Here is a 21,842-nt window from a genome sequence, read left to right on the forward strand (position 1 = left end):
AGCCTGAAACAAATTGATATATATGAATGCATGAATACTAAAAATTGTGGCGCTTGGCCATCAATTTTTTGGCGTCATTTTATCGAGGGTGTCGGGGCGATCTTGCAAATACGTGCTTCAGAAACGCTCAAGCCCGGCATTTAGCCGGGCTTGAGGTGTATTGCGAGGTGCTGACTGAAAAGGGTCAGACCTTGAAGTGGCTCACCAGCATTTGCAGCTGATTGCCCAGTCGGGCGAGTTCAACGCTGGATGCGGCGGTCTCTTCGCTGGCCGAAGCGGTCTGCTCGGACACATCGCGCACGTTGATGATGCTGCGGCTGATTTCCTCGGCGACTGCGCTTTGCTCTTCCGCTGCGGCAGCGATTTGCTGGTTCATCGCTTGAATGTTGGAAACCGTCAGCGTGATGCTTTCCAGCGATGTACCGGCCTTGCGTGTCAGGGTCACGCTGCTTTCAGTCAGCTCACGGCTGCTGAGCATAATGCTTGAAACCTGACGGGTGCCGTTCTGCAAACCGGCGACCAGCGCTTCGATTTCTTCGGTGGATTTCTGTGTGCGCTGCGCCAGACCGCGGACTTCATCAGCGACTACCGCAAAACCACGACCGGCTTCACCGGCACGCGCCGCTTCGATCGCAGCGTTGAGGGCCAGCAGGTTGGTTTGCTCAGCGACGGCTTTGATCACGTCCATGACCTTGCCGATCTTGTCGCTTTCCTGTTCAAGCTGAGTCATCGCGTCAGTGGAGCGCACGACCTCGGCTGCCAGACGTTCAATCTGCACGATGGCTTCGCCGACAACTTTGTCACCGTTGCGCGCTTCTTTATCGGCTACCGATGCCGCGTGGGATGCTTGCTCGGCATTACGTGCAACTTCCTGCACCGTGGCCGACATTTCGTGCATGGCCGTTGCCACTTGATCAGTTTCAACTTTCTGACTGTTAACACCCGCGCTGGTCTGCTCGGTGACTGCAGACAGTTCTTCTGCGGCGCTGGCAATCTGCACAACGCTGTCACGGATATTGCCGATCAGATCACGCAGGGTTGTACCCATGCGCTGAATGCCCTGTTGCAGTTCACCCAGTTCGTCGCGACGGGTCACGACCATGGTGTGCGACAAGTCGCCGGAGCCGATGCGCTCGACAACTTCCAGGGTATCTTTCAATGGACGGGTGATCTGACGCGTGATGATCACTGCCGCCAATACGCCCAGTACCAGGGCAAGCAGGGTGCAGATCAATTGCATGTTGCGTGCGTCAGCGCTTTCGATGTCGCGACGATCCAGCTGGATCTGGTACATGTCATCGCTGAGTTTGACGATGGTTGCGCCTTGGGTTGTCATGTTTTTGCGCAGTACCGCGAGGCTAGCAATGGTGGTTTTGAAGTCAATCAAAGAGGCGCGGTACTCGCCCAGCTCGGCTTCCAGCTGCTTGAGACGGTCAGCTTGTACGCCGCTGAAAGTCGATTGAGTGGCTTGCAGACCTTTGACCGCGTTCTCGATCTGGTTCAGCGCCTTTTGCTCATTTTCAGGCGTGGTGTTGCCGGTATAGCCGCGAGTCTCATAACGCGCGAGCATCAGGTCCTGTTTGACCTTGCTGATGGCTTGATACTGTTCAAAACGACGTTCGTCATCTGCGCCCAGGTTCAAGACATCGGCGTAGAGCTGATCGACCAGCGCGTTGCCTTTGTCGGCATGAGCGCCCATTGAATCGCGTGCGCTATTGCTGGCTTTGTAACCGGCGCGCATTTCTGCGAGGCCTTTTTCATATTCGGCGATTACCGTGCTCAGTTGCTTCAACAGTGCAATGTTTTCCGGGCTCTTGAAGCTTTTCAGCAGTTTTTCCTGCTGAGCCTGGAAGCCATCCAGGGCCACCTGAACGGTCTGAGCCACGGTGTCGTCACCGTCTGCGACCATGTACTGCAGGCGCGTCACGCGCAATTTGGTCAACTGGGCATTGAGTTCAGTGATGTCACTCATCCAGTTGCTGCGGTCAATGAGTTTGCTCAGGCTGTTCCAGCCAGTCAGAGCGAGGATGGCAGTAAAAATAAGCACGAGCCCAAAACCGAGGGCGAGCTTCATATTGACGCTGATATTGGCAAACCAGCTGTTCATTGTGTTTCTCCACGAGTTTTTTTGCTTGGAAGATCAATCACAGCCGGAGCGTTATTTTTTTAAGGCAGCGAGACATCTGTACAACACCCTATCGGCAATGGTTTGCGAACCTGAATGGCCGGTCGTCAAAAAGTAATGCACAGTTTCAAGCAGTTGTTTGATCACCAGTTTTTAATCGCGGAAAAGTTTTAAGCAGATATCGGACATCATATTTGTTGAGTTAATTATCACGCAGGTTATTGGATCCAATTACCTCTTTCGCAGAGTGTGTTGGTTAGGCGGCTTTATATATACCCTATGATCACAAGGCTTTATTGCAGGCAAAATTAAGCCCGGCCAAAGCCGGGCTGTTTGAAGAGCAGATGAAATCAGCTCAGACGATTTGCACCAACGTGGTCAGCACCATCAGCAGCGACACGGTTAGCACCGACGTGATCAGCACCATCAGCAGCGACACGGTTAGCACCAACGTGGTCAGCACCATCAGCAGCGACACGGTTAGCACCGACGCGGTCAGCACCATCAGCAGCGAGACGGTTAGCACCGACGTGATCAGCACCATCAGAAGTCAGACGGTTAGCACCGACGCGGTCAGCGCCATCAGCAGCGATGCGGTTTGCACCGACGTTGGTATGAACTGCGCCACCTTCAGCCACAACGATGACTGCCGGAGTAGGGTCTATCAGGTTGGTGTCGTTGTTGCCTGGAAGGCTTGGAAGCTGTGGAGACGCGAAAGCACTTGAAGCCAGTACGGAGAAGGTCAGGCCGAAAATCAGTTTTGAAGTTTTCATGGTAGTTGCTCCAGATCGGGTTAGTTGTTAACTCGGTATGGAGGCAATGCTACGCCGCTGAGATTTATTAAGAAGTCAATGCTATTGGTACCCATCATTGGCCAAATTGATAGTTGAAAATGCCGCTCAAGGAACGGTGATTCAGGTCGATGATGAGGTGCACTCGAATTTCTTTTATCGGCGTACATGGGTAGCTGCATGTGAACGAAGCCCAGGCAACAGCGAGCCGTTATAAGGGCTCCTACAGCACCTTCCTTTTACCTCTTGGGGTGCTGTTCATCGGTGCTGTCCTTTCCTATGGATTGGGCGCATTGGATAACGCACGCTCTCGAGACAGCGAGCGAGATGGCGTGACGTTGCAGCTCAGCAGTCTGGGGACGCGATTGGCGGAGCGCGTTCGATTTGCTTTCAGTGGCACCGAGGGTATCGCGCAGCTCATCAGCATCGACGGCAGTATTTCCCCACAGCATTTCAGGCGCATGGCTCAAAGCGCAATCGAGGCTGTCCCTTACATTCGCCACATTGTCATCGCGCCCGGTGATGTGATTCAGGATACCTACCCTCTGGCAGGCAACGAGGGGATTATCGGGCTGAACTATAGTACCCGCCCGGAACAGTTCCCCCTTATTGTGAAAGCGCGCCTGTCGGGTGCCGCGTTGCTGGCCGGACCTGTGACCTTGTACCAGGGGGGCCGGGAGTTGATCTACCGGCGTCCTGTTTTCCTGTCTGCCCGTCATGAGCATGATGCTTATTGGGGGCTCGTTTCCGTGGTTGCCGGTACTGACGCGTTATTGAAGGCGGGCGGCATTGAGGAAGAGGAAGGGCTGAAAGTTGCGCTGCGCGGTCAGGATGGCCATGGGGCTGAGGGCGGGATGATTTACGGCGATGCAGCGCTTTTTCAGAGCGATCCAGTTTTAGTCGAGGTCAGTATTCCCGGTGGCACTTGGCAACTGGCGGCTCAGCCCAAAGCTGGCTGGGCAAAAGTCACCATTATCGACTCCTCGCTTTTTCTTCTGGCGATTTCCACATCGCTGCTGCTGAGCATTTTTATTCTGCAGGCCAGCCTTAATCACCGACTGATTCGTCGGCGAAATTCCGAGCTGCGCGATGAAATCGCCGAGCGGGAAAATATTTCCTCTTCGTTGGTACAAAGTGAGGATCGTTTTCGCACCTTGTTCGAGCGCTCTCCTGACCCTATCTGGATCAGAGGCCAGGATGGGCGGATTAACCTGGGCAACTCTGCTGGGCTTCGAGCTTTGGGGTTCGAGGGCCCTGCATTCCCGAGCGTTACCGTCGCCGATATTTCACCGCAGTTCCAGCCGGATGGTCAGTCCTCCGCGGACAAAGCTGCAGCTTTGAGGGCCGAGGTCGAGCGTGAGGGTTCATTGCGTTTTGAATGGGACCACAAGCGTGTGGATGGCAGTGTCTTCCCCACCGAGGTGACGCTGTGCACCATGCAGCTTGCACACGAGCAGGTGACGTACGCGATCGTTCGCGATATCACCGCTCGCAAGGAGGCTGAACGGGGGCTTGAGCGTCTGGCTCATTTTGACTCGGTGACCGGCCTGCCTAATCGGGTGTTGTTCCACAAACAGCTGAATCAAGGCATTGAGCAGGCAAAGCGGCAAAACAACTGCATGGCCGTGCTGATGCTGGATCTGGATGGTTTCAAAATGGTCAACGACAGTCTTGGCCACCCCATGGGGGATTTATTGCTGCAACACGCCACTCGCCGTTTTGTCGATGCGGTGAGGTTCGGGGATGTTGTCGCCCGATTGGGGGGCGATGAGTTTGGTTTCATTCTCGACGGGCTTGAATGCGAGGCGGACGCCGTCCCTGTGGTGGGGATGATCCTGCGATCGTTACAGGAACCGTTCGATCTGGAGGGCACCGCTGCACTCGTGACCGCCAGTATCGGCGTCACGATGTACCCCGCGAATGGCGCTACCGCCCAGGCGCTGCTGACTCAGGCCGATACGGCGATGTACGCCGCCAAAGAAGGCGGGCGCAATGATTTCTGCTTCTACCAGCCGCATATGACCACGCTGATTCAGGCGCGAGTGGCGCTGGAGGCCGCACTGCGTCAGGCACTTGAGCGCAATGAGTTCGAGGTCTGGTATCAATCCAAGCTGGATCTGAAAAGTGGCCGGGTTGAGGGGGCGGAGGCACTGATCAGATGGCGCAGCCCGACGCTTGGGCTGGTGTCGCCTGCCGATTTTATCCCGCTTGCAGAGCGCACCGGGTTGATCGTCTCTATTGGCCAGTGGGTGCTGGAGCACGTGTGCCGTCAGGCCCGGCGCTGGCGCGATAGCGGAGTATTTACCCGGCACGTGGCGATCAACGTGGCAGTGCTGCAAATAGAACGCGGAAATTTTGTCGAAGACGTGCGGCTGGCTTTGCAGCGCCATGACCTGCCGCCCCAGGCGCTGGAAATTGAAGTCACCGAAAGCCTGATCATGAATCGCCAGGAGTTGGCGCACACGGTACTGAGTCAGTTGCGCAGCATGGGGCTGACTGTCGCCGTCGATGATTTCGGCACGGGCTACTCGTCCCTGGCGTATTTGAAAGACTTGCCCATCGACAACCTGAAGATAGATCGCACGTTCGTTTCCGGTCTGCCTCATGACAAAGCCTACGTCGCGATTACCCAGGCGGTTATTGAATTAGGTCATGCACTGGGTTTCACCGTCACCGCCGAAGGGATTGAAACCCCGGAGCAACTGGCGTTCCTGCGCAATGCTGGTTGTGACACGGGCCAAGGCTACTTGATCAGCCGACCCATGCCGGTCGACGAATTTGAAGAATGGCTGGGTGTTCCCATCCCGACTTGAAAACGTGATCTACAATCAAATAGCCACCATTCATCGGAAGGTTTTCATAATCCTGTCATCCGGCCGACACGAATAAGTAAGCGCACTGTCCATTGATGCACTTGGCCCAAACTGGAACGGAGATCCGGTCGGTTTACAACTGGTTGAAATTTCAGAGCTGCGCCTCATGAAGAAAACGTTGCTCGCCAATTTGCGAGCGCTTATGTCTGTGCCTCACGACAACCCCGGCTTGGTCAAAGCCCAATACATCGCGTTGTCCCGACAACTGCCGATGATGTATTTCATTCTGCTTATCAATACGCTGGTGTTGGCGGGCACTCACTATTCATTGGCGCCGCGCTGGCTGGCCGTGTATTGCCCGCTGATCATGACGGTATTCGGCGTCATCCGTGCCGCGGAGTGGTGGCGAACCCGTAACCGCATACCCAGCCCGACAAAGATGCTGGCTGCCTTGAAGCGTACGAATCGTCTTGCGCCCTTTGTCGCGGCCGGGTTTACCGCGTGGTCGCTGGCGCTGTTTCCGTATGGCGATAGCTACGGTCAGGCTCATGTCGCGTTCTACATGGCGATTACGGTCATCGGCTGCATCTTTTGCATGATGCATTTGCTCCCCGCCGCGCTGGCGACCACCGTTGTGGTCAACACAGCGTTTGTGATTTTTTTCGCGTCGACCAACAACATCACGTTTATCGCCACTGCGATTGATGTGCTGCTGGTCTCCGTTGCGATGCTCGTCATTCTGAAAGCCCAGTACGGCGATTTCACCCGCCTGGTGAACATGCAGGCCAGCACTGAAAGGCTCAGTAACGAGAACCGTCGCCTCGCCAACATGGACAGCCTGACCGGGCTGGCAAACCGCCGACAGTTTTTTTCTCAACTGGAATCCTTGCTGACGAATGCCCGCGAGCAGGACGTGCGTCTGGCGGTTGGCTTAATCGACCTGGACGGCTTTAAACCGGTGAATGATCTTTACGGCCACAGCATTGGCGACAAGCTGCTGTATCAGGTCGGACAACGTCTGACAGGTCTGCTCGATGACGGCGTGCACCTGGCCCGACTGGGCGGAGACGAGTTTGCGTTGATCATGACCGATGCCAAAAGCGACGAGCAATTGCGTACTTTCGGTGAGCTGATCTGTGCGCAAATGCGTGAGCCGTTCATGCTCGTGGATATTCCAATTCAGATCAGTGCTTCCTTCGGCATCGCAACATTTCCTGATCTGGCGGCCAGCGAAACCGAAGTCTATGAGTACGCCGATTACGCGCTTTACCAAAGCAAGCGGAACAGACCCGGTACGGTCTGTATGTTTTCCGCTGCCCACCGTCAGCAACTCAATCGGCAAGGGCTCACCGAGCAGGCACTGCGCAGGGCTGACTTGCACGAAGAGTTTCACGTGGTCTTCCAGCCGATCATGGACATCTGCACTCAGCGCACCGTAGCGTTCGAAGCACTGGCTCGTTGGAAAAGCCCTGAATTGGGTAACGTTCCGCCCAGTGAATTTATCCCCATCGCCGAACGCATCGGCATGGTCAACCGCCTCACTGTGCCGCTGCTGACCAAGGCCCTACGGACTGCAAAGTCCTGGCCCGCCGGGGTTCATCTATCGTTCAACCTGTCCGCGCATGACTGCGGGTCGGAAGAGGCGGCGCAGATTATCGTGCAGGTCATCAAGGACAGCGGATTCGATCCGGCGTGCCTGGACCTTGAAATCACCGAAACGGCGGTTATTCAGGACCTGGCCCAGACTCAAGCCGCCATCGCCCTGTTTCGCAACCTGGGCTGCGGCATTTCCCTGGATGACTTCGGTACCGGGTATTCGAGCCTTAGCCAGATACATGCCCTGTCCCTGACCAAACTCAAGGTCGACCGCACCTTCGTTACCGACCTGCACCTCAACCCGGCCAGCTTCAAGATCGTCAAATCGCTGATTGCGTTGTGTCACGACATGCAGCTTGAGTGCATCGTCGAAGGGGTGGAAACCGAGGCCGAACTGGATGCGCTGAAAAGCCTGGGCTGTATGTCGGCGCAGGGCTACCTGTTTTCGCGGCCAATGCCACCGGAAGACATTGACCGGTGGTTTAACAGTGAGCAAGTGAGCCTGGTCTGCGCGCTCTGACATGGCCGACCAATCAAGCAAAACGCAATCTTCCAAGTGAACCCTGTCCTGTAGGAGCTCACCGAGGTTACGAGGCCAGCGATGACGGTGTGTCTGATACTCCGCTATCGCTGGCCTCGTAACCTCGGTGAGCTCCTGCAAATCCAGTGTTTGCTGCGCGACAGCTGTATGTCTGGTCATGGAAATATTGTGGCTGTACTGGCCTCTTCCCGGATAAATCCGGTCCCACGTCTTATACATTCCTGAGCTGAGCTGCTCACGACTGATCCGCAAACCTCAGTTCCCGCGATTGCCCCAGCAGCAGTCCCTGATTCAACTCCGTCACTTCCCGAATGTAATCCCACAGCACCGTAATCCGCTTCAACTTCCTCAAGTCCTCCCGACAGTACATCCAGAAATGTCGGGTGATGTTCACCTCCTCTGGCAGTACCGGTATCAACCGCGAGTCCTGAGCGGCTAGAAAGCACGGCAAGATGGCCAGTGCACGTCCTTGCAGCGCCGCGAGGTATTGGGCAATCACGCTGGTGCTGCGCAGTTGCGCCTGCGCGCCGGGCAGCAGATTGCTGAGGTAAAGCAGTTCGGAACTGAACGCCAGATCATCCACGTAGCTGATGAACGTATGCGCGGTCAGGTCGGCGCTGCTATTGATGGGCGCATGAGCGTCGAGATAGTCCTGGGTCGCATACAGGCGCAGGTTGTAGTCGCACAGTTTGCAGCACACATAAGGCCCATGTTCCGGGCGTTCCAGGGCGATGACGATATCGGCTTCTCGCTTGGAAAGGCTGATGAAGTGCGGCAGCGGCAGAATGTCTACCGAGATGTCTGAGTAGTTATCAAGAAAATGGCTGAGCTGCGGCGTGATGAAAAAACTGCCAAAGCCTTCGGTACAGCCGATGCGAATATGCCCGGATAACGCCAGGCCTGATCCTGAAACCTGCTCGCAGGCCAAATGCAGGGTGCTTTCGATGGACTCGGCATAGCCCAGCAATCGTTGCCCCTCGGCAGTGAGGACGAAACCGTTATTGCGGGACTTCTCAAACAACAGCGTCCCGAGCGAGCCCTCCAGCGAAGTAATGCGTCGCGACACCGTGGTGTAATCCACCGCCAGACGTTTGGCTGCAGTGCTGGCCTTGCGGGTGCGGGCCACTTCAAGGAAAAACTTCAGGTCATCCCAGTTCAGGCTGCTCAGGGAGGTGATGTTTTTTTGCATGTTGGTCCTGCTTTTATGTGCGTTCTTGTTAGAAGTTTGCACATCTATACTCCAACGCAGCCAGTAAACACAGAGCCGGTTGGCGCTGGACCTGTAGGAGCGCCGAAGGCTGCGATGGCGGTGCGTCAGGATTTACGTCTCGCAGCCTTCGGCAGCTCCTACAGGGAATGGATTTCAATTCATAGGATGAGTTGGGCTTAACAGCTTCACAATCCCAGGCAACACCCCACGACATAACACCCTGCACAACAATAAATAAGCGGAGGAGTTTATGAAGGACGCAATGACGGCGGACGCTGGTGCACTCGATGCCGGTCCCGCGAAGAAAACCAAATCCTATCGTCTTGCCGGTGCGGCGAGCATGGCGGGCACTACCATCGAGTGGTACGACTTTTTCCTGTACGGCACTGCCGCCGCTCTGATCTTCAACAAAATCTTCTTTCCGGCACTGGACCCGATCACCGGCGTATTGGCGGCATTCGCCACCTATGCAGTGGGCTTTCTCGGGCGGCCTTTGGGCGGGATTATTTTCGGGCATTTCGGCGACCGCATCGGGCGCAAATCCATGCTGTTGATGACGCTGATGATGATGGGGATTCCGACCATCATCATCGGTCTGATTCCCACGTATGAGCAGATCGGTTACTGGGCGGCGCTGATTCTGGTGGTCATGCGCTTTCTGCAAGGTATGGCGGTCGGTGGCGAATGGGGCGGCGCGGTGTTGATGGCCGTCGAACATGCGCCCGAAGGCAAAAAAGGCTTCTATGGGAGCCTGCCGCAAACCGGTGTGGGTGCAGGTCTAGTACTGGCTACGCTGGCCATGGGCATGGTCGCTAAACTTCCCGAAGAAGACATGCTCAGTTGGGGCTGGCGACTGCCGTTTATTGCCAGCATCGTATTGCTGGGCGTCGGGTGGCTGATCCGTCTGAAGGTCCCGGAGTCGCCTGATTTCGAAAAGCTCAAGCAGGACAAAATCGCCGTCAAGGTGCCGCTGTTCAGAGTGCTGCGTGAACATCCACGGGAAACCCTGACGATTATTGGCGCGCGCACCGCAGAGAACGCCTGGTTTTACATGTCGGTGACCTTTGCTCTGGCCTATGCGGCCAATCAGCTACAGATTCCACGCGCCGATGTGCTCAATGCGATTACCGCGGGCGCGGCCCTTTCATTGATCACGATGCCGTTCTGCGGCTACCTCTCGGACAAAGTCGGCCAGCGCCGTTTGTACTTCGCCGGTCTACTGCTGCTGTGCGCATTCGCTTATCCCTTCTTCGCCATGCTCGGCACCCGTGAGCCGGTGTTGGTCTGGTGGGCGATGGTGCTGGCGGTAGGGGTGATCTTCCCGATCCTGTATGCCCCGGAATCTCTGTTGTTCGCCCGGCAGTTTCCGGCAGAAATCCGTTACAGCGGGATCTCGGTTTCAGTACAACTGGCTGGCGTATTAGGCGGTGGTTTCGCGCCGATGATCGCCACCAAGCTGCTGGCTTACGCCGATGGCAGCCCGCATTACGTGATCGTTTATCTGGTGGGTATGGGTGTTGTGGCTCTGGTTTGTACCGCGCTGATGAAGCGTGATCCGCCTCGGCATCGGGCGTCCAGCCCGAGTCCCGAATAACTGTTTGATCAGGAGATTTCGATGAACGCTTCCCCGAACAAAAAGGACAATAACGTGGATCGAGTCAAGCTACTGATCGACGGCGAATGGGTGGAATCACAAAGCACCGAGTGGCACGACATTATCAACCCGGCGACCCAGCAAGTGCTGGCTCAGGTGCCGTTCGCCACCTCCGGCGAAGTCGATGCCGCCGTGGCCGCCGCACACAAGGCGTTCCAGACCTGGCGCCATACGCCGATCGGTGCGCGGATGCGCATCATGCTGAAACTGCAGGCCCTGATTCGTGAACACTCGCCTCGTATCGCAGCAGTGCTGAGCGCGGAGCAGGGCAAGACCATCGCGGATGCCGAGGGCGATATCTTCCGCGGCCTGGAGGTGGTTGAGCACGCCTGCTCCATTGGCAGCCTGCAGATGGGCGAGTTCTCCGAAAACGTGGCAGGCGGCGTTGATACTTATACGTTGCGCCAACCCTTGGGCGTCTGCGCTGGCATCACCCCATTCAACTTCCCGGCAATGATCCCGCTGTGGATGTTCCCGATGGCCATTGCCTGCGGCAATACCTTCGTGCTCAAGCCCTCCGAACAGGACCCGATGTCGACCATGTTGCTGGTCGAACTCGCCGTAGAGGCGGGTGTTCCGCCGGGCGTTCTCAACGTGGTGCATGGCGGCAAAGAGGTGGTGGACGCCATCTGCACCCACAGTGAAATCAAAGCCGTGTCCTTTGTTGGCTCCACGGCCGTCGGCACTCACGTCTACAACCTTGCCGGTCAGCATGGCAAACGGGTGCAATCGATGATGGGCGCGAAGAACCATGCCGTGGTGCTGCCCGACGCCAATCGTCAGCAAACCCTGAACGCGCTGGTCGGGGCCGGTTTCGGCGCTGCCGGTCAGCGTTGCATGGCCACGTCGGTGGTCGTCCTGGTCGGAGCGGCGAAACAGTGGCTGCCGGACCTTAAAGCCCTTGCTCAGAAACTCAAGGTCAATGCTGGAAGCGAGGCGGGTACCGATGTCGGCCCAGTCATTTCCAGACGCGCAAAGCAGCGGATTCTGGACCTGATCGAAAGCGGAGTGAAGGAAGGCGCGAAGCTGGAACTGGACGGCCGAGACATCAAGGTGCCGGGTTTTGAAGATGGCAATTTTGTCGGGCCGACGCTGTTCTCTGGCGTAACCACGGACATGCAGATCTACACGCAGGAGATATTCGGTCCGGTGCTGGTCGTGCTGGAAGTCGACACGCTTGATCAGGCCATCGCGCTGGTCAACGCCAATCCGTATGGCAATGGCACCGGCCTGTTCACCCAGAGTGGTGCGGCAGCACGCAAGTTTCAGAGTGAAATCGACGTGGGGCAGGTGGGCATCAACATCCCGATTCCGGTGCCCGTGCCGTTCTTCAGCTTCACCGGTTCACGCGGGTCCAAGCTCGGCGACCTCGGTCCATACGGCAAACAGGTAGTGCAGTTCTACACTCAGACCAAGACCGTCACCAGCCGCTGGTTTGACGATGACAGCGTCAATGACGGGGTGAATACCACCATAAACCTCAAGTAGAAGAAAAATCCTGTGGGAGCTGAGCTTGCTCGCGATAGGTGCACCGCAATTCTAGAGTGAACCGTGTCCAGCCTTATCGTCGGAATGCCGCCCAGACCAAGCTCAGCTCCTACAGGGAATTGCGGTGGGTTTGAAACACAAGGAGAACAACAATGAAAATCGCATTCATCGGCCTGGGTAACATGGGCGCGCCGATGGCCCGTAATCTGCTCAAGGCCGGGCATCATCTGCATCTGTTCGACCTCAACACCACCATCCTCAATGGGCTGGCTGGATTGGGCGGGCGCATCAGCGAATCGCCGAAACATGCAGCTCAAGGCGCTGAACTGGTGATCACCATGCTGCCCGCTGCCGCCCATGTTCGCAGCGTCTATCTCAGTGAGGACGGCGTGCTCGCGGGTATCGGCTCAGGGGTGCCCGCAGTGGATTGCAGCACCATTGACCCGCAAACCATTCGCGAAGTGGCTGCCGCAGCGGCTAAGCAAGGCGTGAGCCTGGGCGATGCGCCGGTTTCCGGCGGTACCGGCGGCGCGCAGGCAGGTACGCTGACGTTCATGGTCGGTGCCAGCGACGAGCATTTCGAAACGCTCAAGCCAGTGCTGGCGCAGATGGGCAAGAACATCGTTCATTGCGGTGGCATCGGCACCGGGCAAATCGCCAAAATCTGCAACAACATGCTGCTGGGTATCTCCATGATCGGCGTGGCCGAAGCCATGGCGCTGGGCGATTCGTTGGGCATCGACACTGAGGTGTTGGCGAAAATCATCAACACCTCGACAGGGCGCTGCTGGAGTTCCGAGATGTACAACCCATGGCCGGGCATCGTCGACACCGCGCCAGCTTCCCGAGGTTATACCGGCGGCTTTGGTGCCGAGCTGATGCTCAAGGATCTTGGCCTGGCCACAGAGGCGGCGCGGGTCGCACACCAACCGGTGATCCTCGGCGCGGTGGCGCAACAGCTGTATCAGGCGATGAGCCTGCGCGGCGAGGGCGGCAAGGACTTCTCGGCGATTGTTGAGGGGTATCGCAAGAAGGTATGAAACTGATGCAATTCAATGTGGGAGCAGAGCTTGCTCGCGATAAGGTTGAACGCGGTTCACTTCAGATCGCATCAAGCCTTATCGCGAGCAAGCTCTGCTCCCACAGATGATTGCATTCCAGCCTCTCATCGTTGGGCGCCGCCTGTTTCGCCTAAGGCGCGCGCAGCAAATCCAGCATCTCCTGCAGATCAGTGATGTGCTGCAGATTCATGCACAGTTCGCCCAGGTGCTCGGCTTGCATGGCGGGCAAAGCGCGGGTGGCCAGCGAGCTGTATTTCTGCCACAGCTCGCTGTCGCCAATCGGGTTCAATGGGCCGCCCAGCGGGGTTTTGATTTGCAATGAAGCGCTACGCCCGTCTTCGCAGATCAGGATGACATGCGGCTCATCCAGTGGCGCAAGCGACGCATCGACGTGCATTTGAATCTTCTGCATGAACGCCAGTAACGCCGGTGATGTGCGCTTTTTCTCCTCGTATGCATCAAGCCCCGCATGGCCCAGTACGCAACGCACCGTCAGGGCGTACGGCAGGCTCATTTGCGCAGCCGCCAGGGTTTGCGTGTCGAGCCCGGCGCACATGTCCACCAGAAACGCGCTGGCGTTCACCTTGATGGATTTCACCTGGTCTGCATTGATTTGCAGCTCGCTCAGCAACTGCCCAATCGCGTCGATGGCCGAGTGGGTGCCACGGCACGCCGCATACGGTTTGATGGAGCAGCGTGCCAGTTTCCAGACCTCGCCCAAGCCTTCTGTCAGCGCTTGAGGTTGTGCCGTGTCGCGAGCGAGTGTGCGCAAGAATCCGCCCCACACGTCGTCGAACACCTGCGTCGGCCCGGTGATGCCTTCTCGGGCGAGCAATGCTGCGAGTACACCGCCTTCGGCCGGGCGTCCGGCATGGAGTTTTTTGCTGTCGGCACCATCGTGAATGAACGCCCACAAACCGCCACTCATACTGGCTGAAAGGCCCAGTGCCGATCCGGTCTGTTGCTCATCAAGCCTCAGCAACCGTGCGCATGCCGCTGCCGCGCCGAATACACCGCAGGTTCCAGTGGAGTGCCATCCCGCTTCGTTGTGGGGTGAATAGCCCCCGCAAGCTTCAAGCACCCGGCGCGCCACGTCGTAGCCGATGATCATGGCGGTGATCAGCTCTTTGCCGTCCGGCATCGGCTCGCACAGCGGTAGCACCGCAAGCATCGCCGGAACGACGACCGCGCCGGAGTGATCGCAACCGCCTGAATCATCCAGCTCAAGTGCGTGCGCGGCGATCCCGTTGATCAGCGCTGCGTTGCGGGCCGATAACCCATAGTCGGCCCCCCAGATCACCGATGCGCCTTCTGCTTCGCTGGCGTTCATGGCACGCAATGCATTTTGCGTCAGAGGAGTTTGCGACCCGGCCAGCGCAGCGCCCAAGGTGTCGAGCAGATGCTGCTTGGCTTTAACGACCAGCGCTTCGGGTAATTCATCGAATGAAGTACGACAGATGAATTGACTGAGGGTTTCAACGGCGTTGCTCATGAAAAGAGGCTCATAAATGGGAATGATCGCTATCTCTGTAGGAGCTGCCGAAGGCTGCGATGGCATTATTCCTGATGCACCGCCTTCGCAGCCTTCGGCAGCTCCTACAGAATCAACGTAAGGCGTCAGCTTGTCAGGCGTTCTGCACGTTGTAATGCCGCTCAAACACCGCAGCCGGGTGATCTTCAGGCAGGGTGTTGTGGTTACCGCTCCACCAGTCGGCGACCTCCTCGGCAGTGGCAAACCAGACATCCGGTTGGGCCTTGAGCCAAGTCAACAGCTCCAGCAGCAAGCCGCTGCGGCCAACAGTGCCCAAGGTTTCCGGGTGCAGGCGCAGCACGTAACACAGGCCAAAACGGTGGAAGCCATTGAAATCATGCTGCCAGTTTTTCAACACCTCGGCGCTGGAGCCGATTCGCGCCTGGCTGACCGGCACGGCAGGCGCAAGGTTGAAGGCGAAGTAAGGCTCGTCTTCCAGCTCGCAGTGCAGCGGCAGTTCAACCAGCGGTTGGCTGTCAGCGTTGGTTGCCGGATGCAGGTAGGGCAGATCATCGCCTGCCCAGGACGACGACCAGGCGATGCCTTCTTCGCGTAAGGCATCGACGAAGCCCGGTGCATAACTGCCCGCGGGTGCGCGAAAGCCGCTGGGACGCTGACCGGTCATCTCGGCGATGACCTGGCAGCCTCGTTTTAGCGAGGCGCGTTGTGCGGTGAGATCCAGTGCTGAAAAGTCTTCATGGCGATAACCCGAACAGGCGATTTCGTGCCCGGCAGCGTTGATGGCTTGAATCACCTGCGGATTTTCCTCGGCAACAATACCGGGGATGCACCAGGTCGATGGCAGGTTCTGATCAGCCAGAATCTGCAGCACGCGTTGCACGCCGCGCGTGGTGCCGTAGCGCCAGACCGAGAGGCTTTTATCCCGCCCTGCGATGGCCGGGACCTGAGTCAGGATGCCGTGCACATCGTTGTAGTCGAACGTGATGACCACTGCGCAGCGATACGGTGCAGGCCAGGTTGAACGGGCTTCACTCATGGCGGTGCTCCTTGAGCCAAAAGTTGGCGACGTCGTTGCACGTGGCGAACCAGACATCCGGATGGCTGTGCATGTGTTCGAGAAAGCGTTCCAGAATGCCGATGCGCCCCGGTTTGCCGCTGATCTTGGGGTGGAACAGCGTGGTCATGCACAGACCTTCGCGATAGGTGCCGTCGAACTCGCTACACCAGTTGTCCAGCGTCTGGTCGTAACTGGCGATGCGGTCCAGCCCGGCGGGATAATTCGGCGCCCGGGTGTAAGCCAGCGAGGCGTAATCGTCCAGTTCCCAGCGCCCGGGGATTTCCACTAAGCCGTCTGGCTGACCGGGCACTTCGATGAAGTACGGGCGGTCGTCGCCACGCATGCTGCTGGAGTAGGTCACGCCGCAGTCCATGAGCAGGGCGGGTGTTTCTTTGTGCCAGTCGCCTGAAGGCGTGCGGAAACCTGTGGCAGTGATGCCCAGATAACGTTTGAAAATGTCGGCGCTGACTTTCATGACGTCGCGCTGGGCTTGCAGGTCCAGGGCGAAAAAAGATTCGTGGCGATAGCCGTGATAAGCCACTTCGTGGCCATGTTCGATGATTGACTGGCACTGGCGCGGCCAGTTTTCCACCACCCAGCTCGGGACAAAAAATGTCGCCGGTGTGGCATGGGCTTTAAGCATATCCAGCAGGCGAGGCAAGGCGCGATAGGGGCCGTAGCTGCCGAAAGTGAAGTATTCCGGTTTCTGCCAGATCGAACCGTCGAGCATCGCAGCACCGGTCGGGCCGTCCAGATCGAACGCCAGGGCGACGCTGGCGCGGGCGTTATCGGGCCAGCGCAGATCGTGGGTGGCAAACATGGGCGTCTCCATTGCAAACCGTTGAGCATCACCCGCCCGATCCATGGGCGAGTGTCGTTTGGCTTACTTGGCGCCGTTCAGAACCGCTTCTTTGACTGCGCCGTTCTGGAGCTGCCACTTGCCGAGGATCTGCTCGTAGGTGCCGTCTTTGATCATGTCGTTGAGGGTGGCGATGATCGCTGCGCTCAGCTCCGGATTATGTTTGGCAACGCCCAGACCGGTGAGCTGACGAGCCAATGGCTCACCCAGAACTTTGAATACGCCAGGTTCCTGGCCCTGAATGTACGGCAGGGTTTCGCTGCCTTGCACGGCGGCGTCCAGGCGCGACTGACGCAGTTGCGCACGTGCATCAGCGCTGCCTTCGGTACCGACTACGGTGATGGCCGGTTTGCCTTTGGCGACGCAATTCACGTCACTCCATTTGGCGATCTCCACCGGGAACGTGGTGCGACGGCTGGTGCCGATCTTCTTGCCGCACATGTCTTCAACGGTCTTCAGGTCTTTCTGCGATTCGAGGGTGTAGAACTGCGGGCCTGTGCTGAAGTAGTCGACGAAGTCCACGGTCTGCTGACGCTCAGGGGTGTCGGTCATACCCGACAGCACGATGTCGATACGGTTGGTTGCCAGGCCGCTGACCATTTGCTCGAAAGCGGTTTCCTGCCACTTGATCTCAGTACCCAGACGCTTGGCAATTTCGGTACCCAGGTCGTAATCGACGCCGGTCAGTTTGCCGGTTGCCGGGTCCTTGAAATCCATCGGAGGATAATTCGGGGCAATACCCGCAGCAATGAAGCCCTTTTCCTTGATGGATTTTGGCAGTGCGTGAGTGTCGGCTGCCCAGCTCGAAACCGAAATCAGGGCGGACAGTACAGCGGTAGCGGTAAGCGCGAAAGTTTTCAAATCGGACATCCTCAGCAAGGGTTAGGGATCAATTCAGAACGGCAGCAATAAAATCCTGGGTGCGTTGATTGCGCGGGTTCATCAGCACGTCTTCCGGTGCCCCCGTCTCTATGATTTGCCCGGCATCCATGAACACCACGCGGTTGGCCACTTCCCGGGCAAAGCCCAGTTCGTGAGTGACCACGATCATGGTCATGCCGCTTTTGGCCAGGTCGCGCATGACCGACAGCACTTCCCCGACCAGCTCAGGGTCAAGCGCCGAAGTCGGCTCATCGAAAAGCATCAGCTTGGGGCGCATGGCCAAGGCACGGGCGATGGCAACACGTTGCTGCTGACCACCCGAAAGCTCGATGGGATAAGCATTGGCCTTGGCTTCCAGGCCGACACGCTTGAGCAGTTCCATGGCCAGTTCGCGGCAATCCTCAACAGGTTGGCGCAGCACCTGGGAGGGCCCTTCGATGATGTTTTCCAGCACTGTCATGTGGGCGAACAGGTTGAAACGCTGAAACACCATGCCGGTCTTGAGCCGCTGTTTAGCGATTTGTACGTCGCTCAGTTCCACCAGCTTGTGGCCGTCGGTACGGAAACCGAGGATTTCGTCATCCACCCACAAGCCGCCAGCGTCGACTTTTTCCAGCTGGTTGATGCAACGCAGCAAGGTGCTTTTGCCCGAGCCTGACGGGCCGATGATGCACAGCACTTCGCCGTGAGGGATTTCCAGATTCACGTTCTTGAGCGCCTGGAAGTCGCCGAAGAACTTGTTGACGTCTACCGCCTTGACGATGTTCAGCATGATTGCGCCTCCTGAGGCTCAGTTACGTTTGCCAGCGCCACGGGCGAAGCGTTTTTCCAGTCGGCTCTGACCGAACGTCAGGATGGTCACGACCGCCAGATACCAGATGCCGGCCACGATCAGCAGCTCCATGACGCGGGCGTTGGCGTAGTAAATGTTCTGGGCGTTGTGCAGCAGCTCCGAGTACTGAATGACGCTGGCCAGACTGGTCATTTTCACCATGCCGATGAACTCGTTGCTGACCGGCGGGATGATGATGCGCATGGCCTGCGGCAGGATGATCCGGCGCAAGGCTTGCAGGCGCGGCATGCCGATGGACTTGGCAGCTTCATACTGGCCACTGTCCACCGAGAGCAGACCGGCACGCACCACTTCGGCGGTGTAGGCACCTTGGTTGATGCCCAGGCCCAACAGCGCAGCGGCAAACGGCGTAATCACCTCAACAGTCTTGAACTCGAACAGACCGGGGATGCCCAGAGTCGGGAAGATCAACGCCAGGTTGAACCACAGCAGCAGTTGCAGGATCAGCGGCGTACCCCGGAACAGCCAGGTGTAACCCTGAGCGACGTAGCGCAGCAGCGGGTTCTGCGACATGCGCATCACCGCAACGATGACCCCGAGTACGACCCCAAGCGCCATGGCCAGAATCGACATGATGATGGTGTTGAGCAGGCCGAACATGATCGATTCTGCTGTCAGGAACTGCCGCACGAAACCCCATTCGATATTGCCGTTGATGAAGGCGTTAACCAGCCCGATCAACATCACCACGATGAGTGTCGCGGCGAAGTAGCGGCCGTAGTAACGACGCGGTACCACCTTGTAGGTCGAAATGTCGTACTTGGCTGCAAGTGAAGCGCGTTCGGCGCTGGCTGAAGCTTGAGGCTTGGACATGATGCAATACCCTCCGATGAATCAGCCGCGCGGACCCGCGTAGTCGAGTGCCCATTTTTCCTGAGCGATCAACTGCGCCTTGAAGCGCTCGATCTGCTCGGCAACCCGCACGGGCGAAGTACCGCCCCAGCCACTGCGCGCGGCCAATGCTGCTTCCAGCGTCAGTGCGTCGAGCACTTCAGGCGTCAGGCGTGAGTCAGTTGCGGCCAGTTGTTGGGTGCTGAGTTCTTCCAGGCCGATATTGTTTTCTTCACAGAGTTGCACCAGCTTGCCAGTGATCTCGTGCGCTTCCTTGAACGGCACGCCGCGTACAGCCAGCCAGTCTGCGACCTCGGTGGCGAGGGTGAAGCCCAGTGGTGCCTGACGCAGCAATTCGTCAGCGCGCACCTTCATGGTCTGGACCATGCCCGCGAAGGCTGGCAGCACCAGGTGAACCGTTTCCAGGCTGTCGAGAATCGCGTGTTTGTCTTCGCTCAAATCACGGTTGTACGACAGTGGTTGAGCCTTGAGCACGGCCAGAATGCCGGTCAGGCTGCCGATCAATCGGCCTGATTTGCCGCGGGCCAGTTCGGCTATATCCGGGTTCTTTTTCTGCGGCATGATCGAGCTGCCGGTGGCGTAACCGTCGTCCAGTTCCACCCAGCGGAACTGACGCGACGTCCATAGGCAGAACTCTTCGGCCAGTCGCGAAATATTGATGCCGAGCATGCTGCTGCAGAACAGGAATTCCGCGACGTGATCGCGGCTGGCGACCGCATCGATGGAGTTCTCGCAGGGGCCGCTGTAGCCCATTTCTGCTGCCGAACGTTGCGGGTCGCGGGCGATGGCCGAGCCCGCCAGGGCCGCTGCGCCCAATGGCGACAGATTGAAGCGTTTGTCCCAGTCTTGCAGGCGCTGAACGTCACGGTGAATGGCCTGAGCATGCGCCATCAAATGATGAGCGAACACGATCGGCTGCGCCTGCTGCAAGTGAGTAAAGCCCGGCGCAATGGTGTTGATGTGCTGTTCGGCTTGTGAGACCAGCGCCTTTTGCAGTTCGAGAATGGCCAGGGTCATGACCCGTACCTGATCGCGCAGGAACAGGCGCATGTCATTCGCTGACTGATCATTGCGTGAACGGCCTGCACGCAATTTGCCGCCCAGTGTGCCAAGGCGTTCTGTCAGCAGACGCTCAATGAACGTATGCACATCTTCGTCGGCGGCAATCGGCTCAATGCTGCCCGCAGCGAAGTCCACATCGATGGTGCGCAGCGCTTCAACGATGCGTGCAGTTTCGTCGGTGTCCAGCAGCCCGGCGCGGTTCAATTCATTGGCATGCGCCTTGGAGCCAGCAATGTCGTACGGCGTCAGACGGAAGTAGGCGCGTGGCGAGCGTGACAGGTTTGCCATGGCTTCTGCCGGGCCGGTTTTGAAGCGCGCGCCCCAAAGGCGATCAGTTGCGTCAGACATGTAAATTCTCCGTTGGCACGTTGATTGCTCAAACCCTTTTGTGTGTTATCAACTGCGATGTGAAGATCGCAGGGCGAGCAAGGAATAAGTGGGCTTACACATAACGTTGAATCGATCAATTGAGAGGGATGCTAGAAAAAACCAACGCGTGGGGAAATGTTTTAAATGGCAAGTCAACTTACTGAAACTGGAAACCTGCCAAAAAGAAGTGGTGAAGCGGCGATGTCAATGGCCACTGCCATGGACTTGAAACTCTTCAAGGTTTTTAGGGCAGTGGTTGAAGCAGGAGGCTTTACTGCGGCACAGGTAGAACTGAATATCAGCCTGGCTGCAATCAGCAAACAGATATCCGATCTTGAAATCAGACTCGGCATGCGCCTATGTACGCGGGGGCGGGAAAAGTTCTGCCTGACCGAACAAGGCAAGATCATTTATGACGCCAGCCTCGACCTGTTCATGGCGCTGGATAACTTTCGCGATCGCTTGGGCAATGTCCGGGGTGAGTTATTGGGCGATTTGAATATCGCGGTCATTGATAACACCGTTTCAGACCCGGACTCTCCCTTGATTGAAGCTCTGAAAGCCTTGCAAATAAAGGCTCCAAAGGCCAAGGTGCGTCTCAATGTGGCACCGCTGGACGAAATCGAACAAGGCATTCTGAAGGGCCGTTTTGCAGTGGGCATTGTGCCGGTTTATAGCGGCAAAGATGACTTTCAGGTGATGCCGTTGTACGACGAAATATCAGAGCTTTACTGTTCGAGCGGTCATCCATTTTTTGCCATGAATGATGACAGTATCGATGAGCAGTGCCTGTCTCAGGCAGAATTCGTTGAGCACGCTTATGCGGTTCATGCAGGCAAGCCGAAACTAATGAGCAGCCGCGAAGTGACCGCGGTGGCCACTCAGGTTGAGGCCGTGGCGATCCTGATTAAAACCGGTCGTTACCTGGGTTATTTGCCTGTTCATTGGGCGAGAAGTTACGTTGAACGTGGTGAGATGCGCGCCATAAAGAGGCAGAAATTTGCCATAGCCACACCAGTGAAATTGTTGTACAGGCAACAGGTGCCACGTAATCCTTTAGTGGATGCTTTTCTACAGATAATGCAGGAAAGTTCAGCCGTTAATAACAAAAGTTAATAAGGCTTAAATAAGCGCACG

Annotated in this window: 16 protein-coding genes; 6 read left to right on the forward strand and 10 right to left on the reverse strand. The window is 57.3% G+C overall.

Going from position 1 to position 21,842, the window contains the following annotated elements; all coding sequences use genetic code 11:
* Nucleotides 1-184: 184 nt before the first annotated feature.
* A complete protein-coding gene (locus AUC61_RS15530; protein ID WP_243247141.1) occupies nucleotides 185-2,107 on the reverse strand; it encodes a HAMP domain-containing methyl-accepting chemotaxis protein in 1,923 nt (640 codons plus the stop codon).
* 368 nt (nucleotides 2,108-2,475) lie between these two features.
* Nucleotides 2,476-2,898 carry a hypothetical protein gene (locus AUC61_RS15535; RefSeq protein ID WP_243247142.1) on the reverse strand — a complete coding sequence of 141 codons (423 nt, stop codon included), beginning with the start codon at nucleotides 2,896-2,898 and terminating at the stop codon, nucleotides 2,476-2,478.
* Between the two features lie 200 nt (nucleotides 2,899-3,098).
* On the opposite strand from AUC61_RS15535, the gene AUC61_RS15540 reads away from it, so the two are divergent.
* Both AUC61_RS15540 and AUC61_RS15545 read left to right on the forward strand, forming a co-directional pair.
* Nucleotides 3,099-5,729 (forward strand): bifunctional diguanylate cyclase/phosphodiesterase, encoded by a 2,631-nt coding sequence (locus AUC61_RS15540; RefSeq protein ID WP_243247143.1) that lies wholly within the window; start codon nucleotides 3,099-3,101, stop codon nucleotides 5,727-5,729.
* Nucleotides 5,730-5,895: 166 nt separating this feature from the next.
* Nucleotides 5,896-7,845: a putative bifunctional diguanylate cyclase/phosphodiesterase gene (locus AUC61_RS15545; RefSeq protein WP_243247144.1), complete on the forward strand. Its 1,950-nt coding sequence runs from the start codon at nucleotides 5,896-5,898 to the stop codon at nucleotides 7,843-7,845.
* A 256-nt stretch (nucleotides 7,846-8,101) separates the two neighbouring features.
* On the opposite strand, the gene AUC61_RS15550 is transcribed toward AUC61_RS15545, so the two are convergent.
* A complete protein-coding gene (locus AUC61_RS15550; protein ID WP_243247145.1) occupies nucleotides 8,102-9,055 on the reverse strand; it encodes a LysR family transcriptional regulator in 954 nt (317 codons plus the stop codon).
* 271 nt (nucleotides 9,056-9,326) lie between these two features.
* Between AUC61_RS15550 and AUC61_RS15555 the strand changes: the two genes are divergently transcribed.
* The 3 genes from AUC61_RS15555 (at nucleotide 9,327) to mmsB (ending at nucleotide 13,258) form a co-directional block, all read left to right on the forward strand.
* Nucleotides 9,327-10,670: an MFS transporter gene (locus tag AUC61_RS15555; RefSeq protein WP_243247146.1), complete on the forward strand. Its 1,344-nt coding sequence runs from the start codon at nucleotides 9,327-9,329 to the stop codon at nucleotides 10,668-10,670.
* 21 nt (nucleotides 10,671-10,691) lie between these two features.
* The gene (locus AUC61_RS15560) at nucleotides 10,692-12,218 is read left to right on the forward strand and encodes a CoA-acylating methylmalonate-semialdehyde dehydrogenase (RefSeq protein ID WP_243247147.1); all 1,527 of its coding nucleotides are present in this window, start codon (nucleotides 10,692-10,694) and stop codon (nucleotides 12,216-12,218) included.
* A gap of 152 nt (nucleotides 12,219-12,370) precedes the next feature.
* Complete coding sequence (gene mmsB / locus AUC61_RS15565) at nucleotides 12,371-13,258, forward strand: 3-hydroxyisobutyrate dehydrogenase (protein ID WP_243247148.1); 888 nt, start codon at nucleotides 12,371-12,373, stop codon at nucleotides 13,256-13,258.
* 151 nt (nucleotides 13,259-13,409) lie between these two features.
* On the opposite strand, the gene AUC61_RS15570 is transcribed toward mmsB, so the two are convergent.
* The 7 genes from AUC61_RS15570 to argH form a co-directional block, all read right to left on the reverse strand.
* The gene (locus AUC61_RS15570) at nucleotides 13,410-14,771 is read right to left on the reverse strand and encodes an MmgE/PrpD family protein (RefSeq protein WP_243247149.1); all 1,362 of its coding nucleotides are present in this window, start codon (nucleotides 14,769-14,771) and stop codon (nucleotides 13,410-13,412) included.
* 133 nt (nucleotides 14,772-14,904) lie between these two features.
* Nucleotides 14,905-15,807 (reverse strand): polysaccharide deacetylase family protein, encoded by a 903-nt coding sequence (locus tag AUC61_RS15575; protein ID WP_243247150.1) that lies wholly within the window; start codon nucleotides 15,805-15,807, stop codon nucleotides 14,905-14,907.
* Nucleotides 15,800-16,648 (reverse strand): polysaccharide deacetylase family protein, encoded by an 849-nt coding sequence (locus AUC61_RS15580; protein WP_243247151.1) that lies wholly within the window; start codon nucleotides 16,646-16,648, stop codon nucleotides 15,800-15,802. The genes AUC61_RS15575 and AUC61_RS15580 overlap by 8 nt, the downstream gene beginning before the upstream one ends.
* Nucleotides 16,649-16,711: 63 nt before the next feature.
* Nucleotides 16,712-17,548, reverse strand: a complete 837-nt coding sequence (locus tag AUC61_RS15585) for an ABC transporter substrate-binding protein (protein ID WP_243247152.1) — start codon at nucleotides 17,546-17,548, stop codon at nucleotides 16,712-16,714.
* Between the two features lie 28 nt (nucleotides 17,549-17,576).
* Complete coding sequence (locus AUC61_RS15590) at nucleotides 17,577-18,341, reverse strand: amino acid ABC transporter ATP-binding protein (protein ID WP_122666804.1); 765 nt, start codon at nucleotides 18,339-18,341, stop codon at nucleotides 17,577-17,579.
* Nucleotides 18,342-18,359: 18 nt separating this feature from the next.
* The gene (locus tag AUC61_RS15595) at nucleotides 18,360-19,235 is read right to left on the reverse strand and encodes an amino acid ABC transporter permease (protein WP_243247153.1); all 876 of its coding nucleotides are present in this window, start codon (nucleotides 19,233-19,235) and stop codon (nucleotides 18,360-18,362) included.
* A 21-nt stretch (nucleotides 19,236-19,256) separates the two neighbouring features.
* Nucleotides 19,257-20,684 (reverse strand): argininosuccinate lyase, encoded by a 1,428-nt coding sequence (gene argH, locus AUC61_RS15600; RefSeq protein ID WP_243247154.1) that lies wholly within the window; start codon nucleotides 20,682-20,684, stop codon nucleotides 19,257-19,259.
* Between the two features lie 165 nt (nucleotides 20,685-20,849).
* On the opposite strand from argH, the gene AUC61_RS15605 reads away from it, so the two are divergent.
* Nucleotides 20,850-21,821, forward strand: a complete 972-nt coding sequence (locus AUC61_RS15605; RefSeq protein ID WP_243247155.1) for a LysR family transcriptional regulator — start codon at nucleotides 20,850-20,852, stop codon at nucleotides 21,819-21,821.
* Nucleotides 21,822-21,842 lie beyond the last annotated feature (21 nt).

Origin of the sequence: Pseudomonas maioricensis (genome assembly GCF_022790535.1) — a bacterium.
GTDB lineage: Bacteria > Pseudomonadota > Gammaproteobacteria > Pseudomonadales > Pseudomonadaceae > Aquipseudomonas > Aquipseudomonas maioricensis.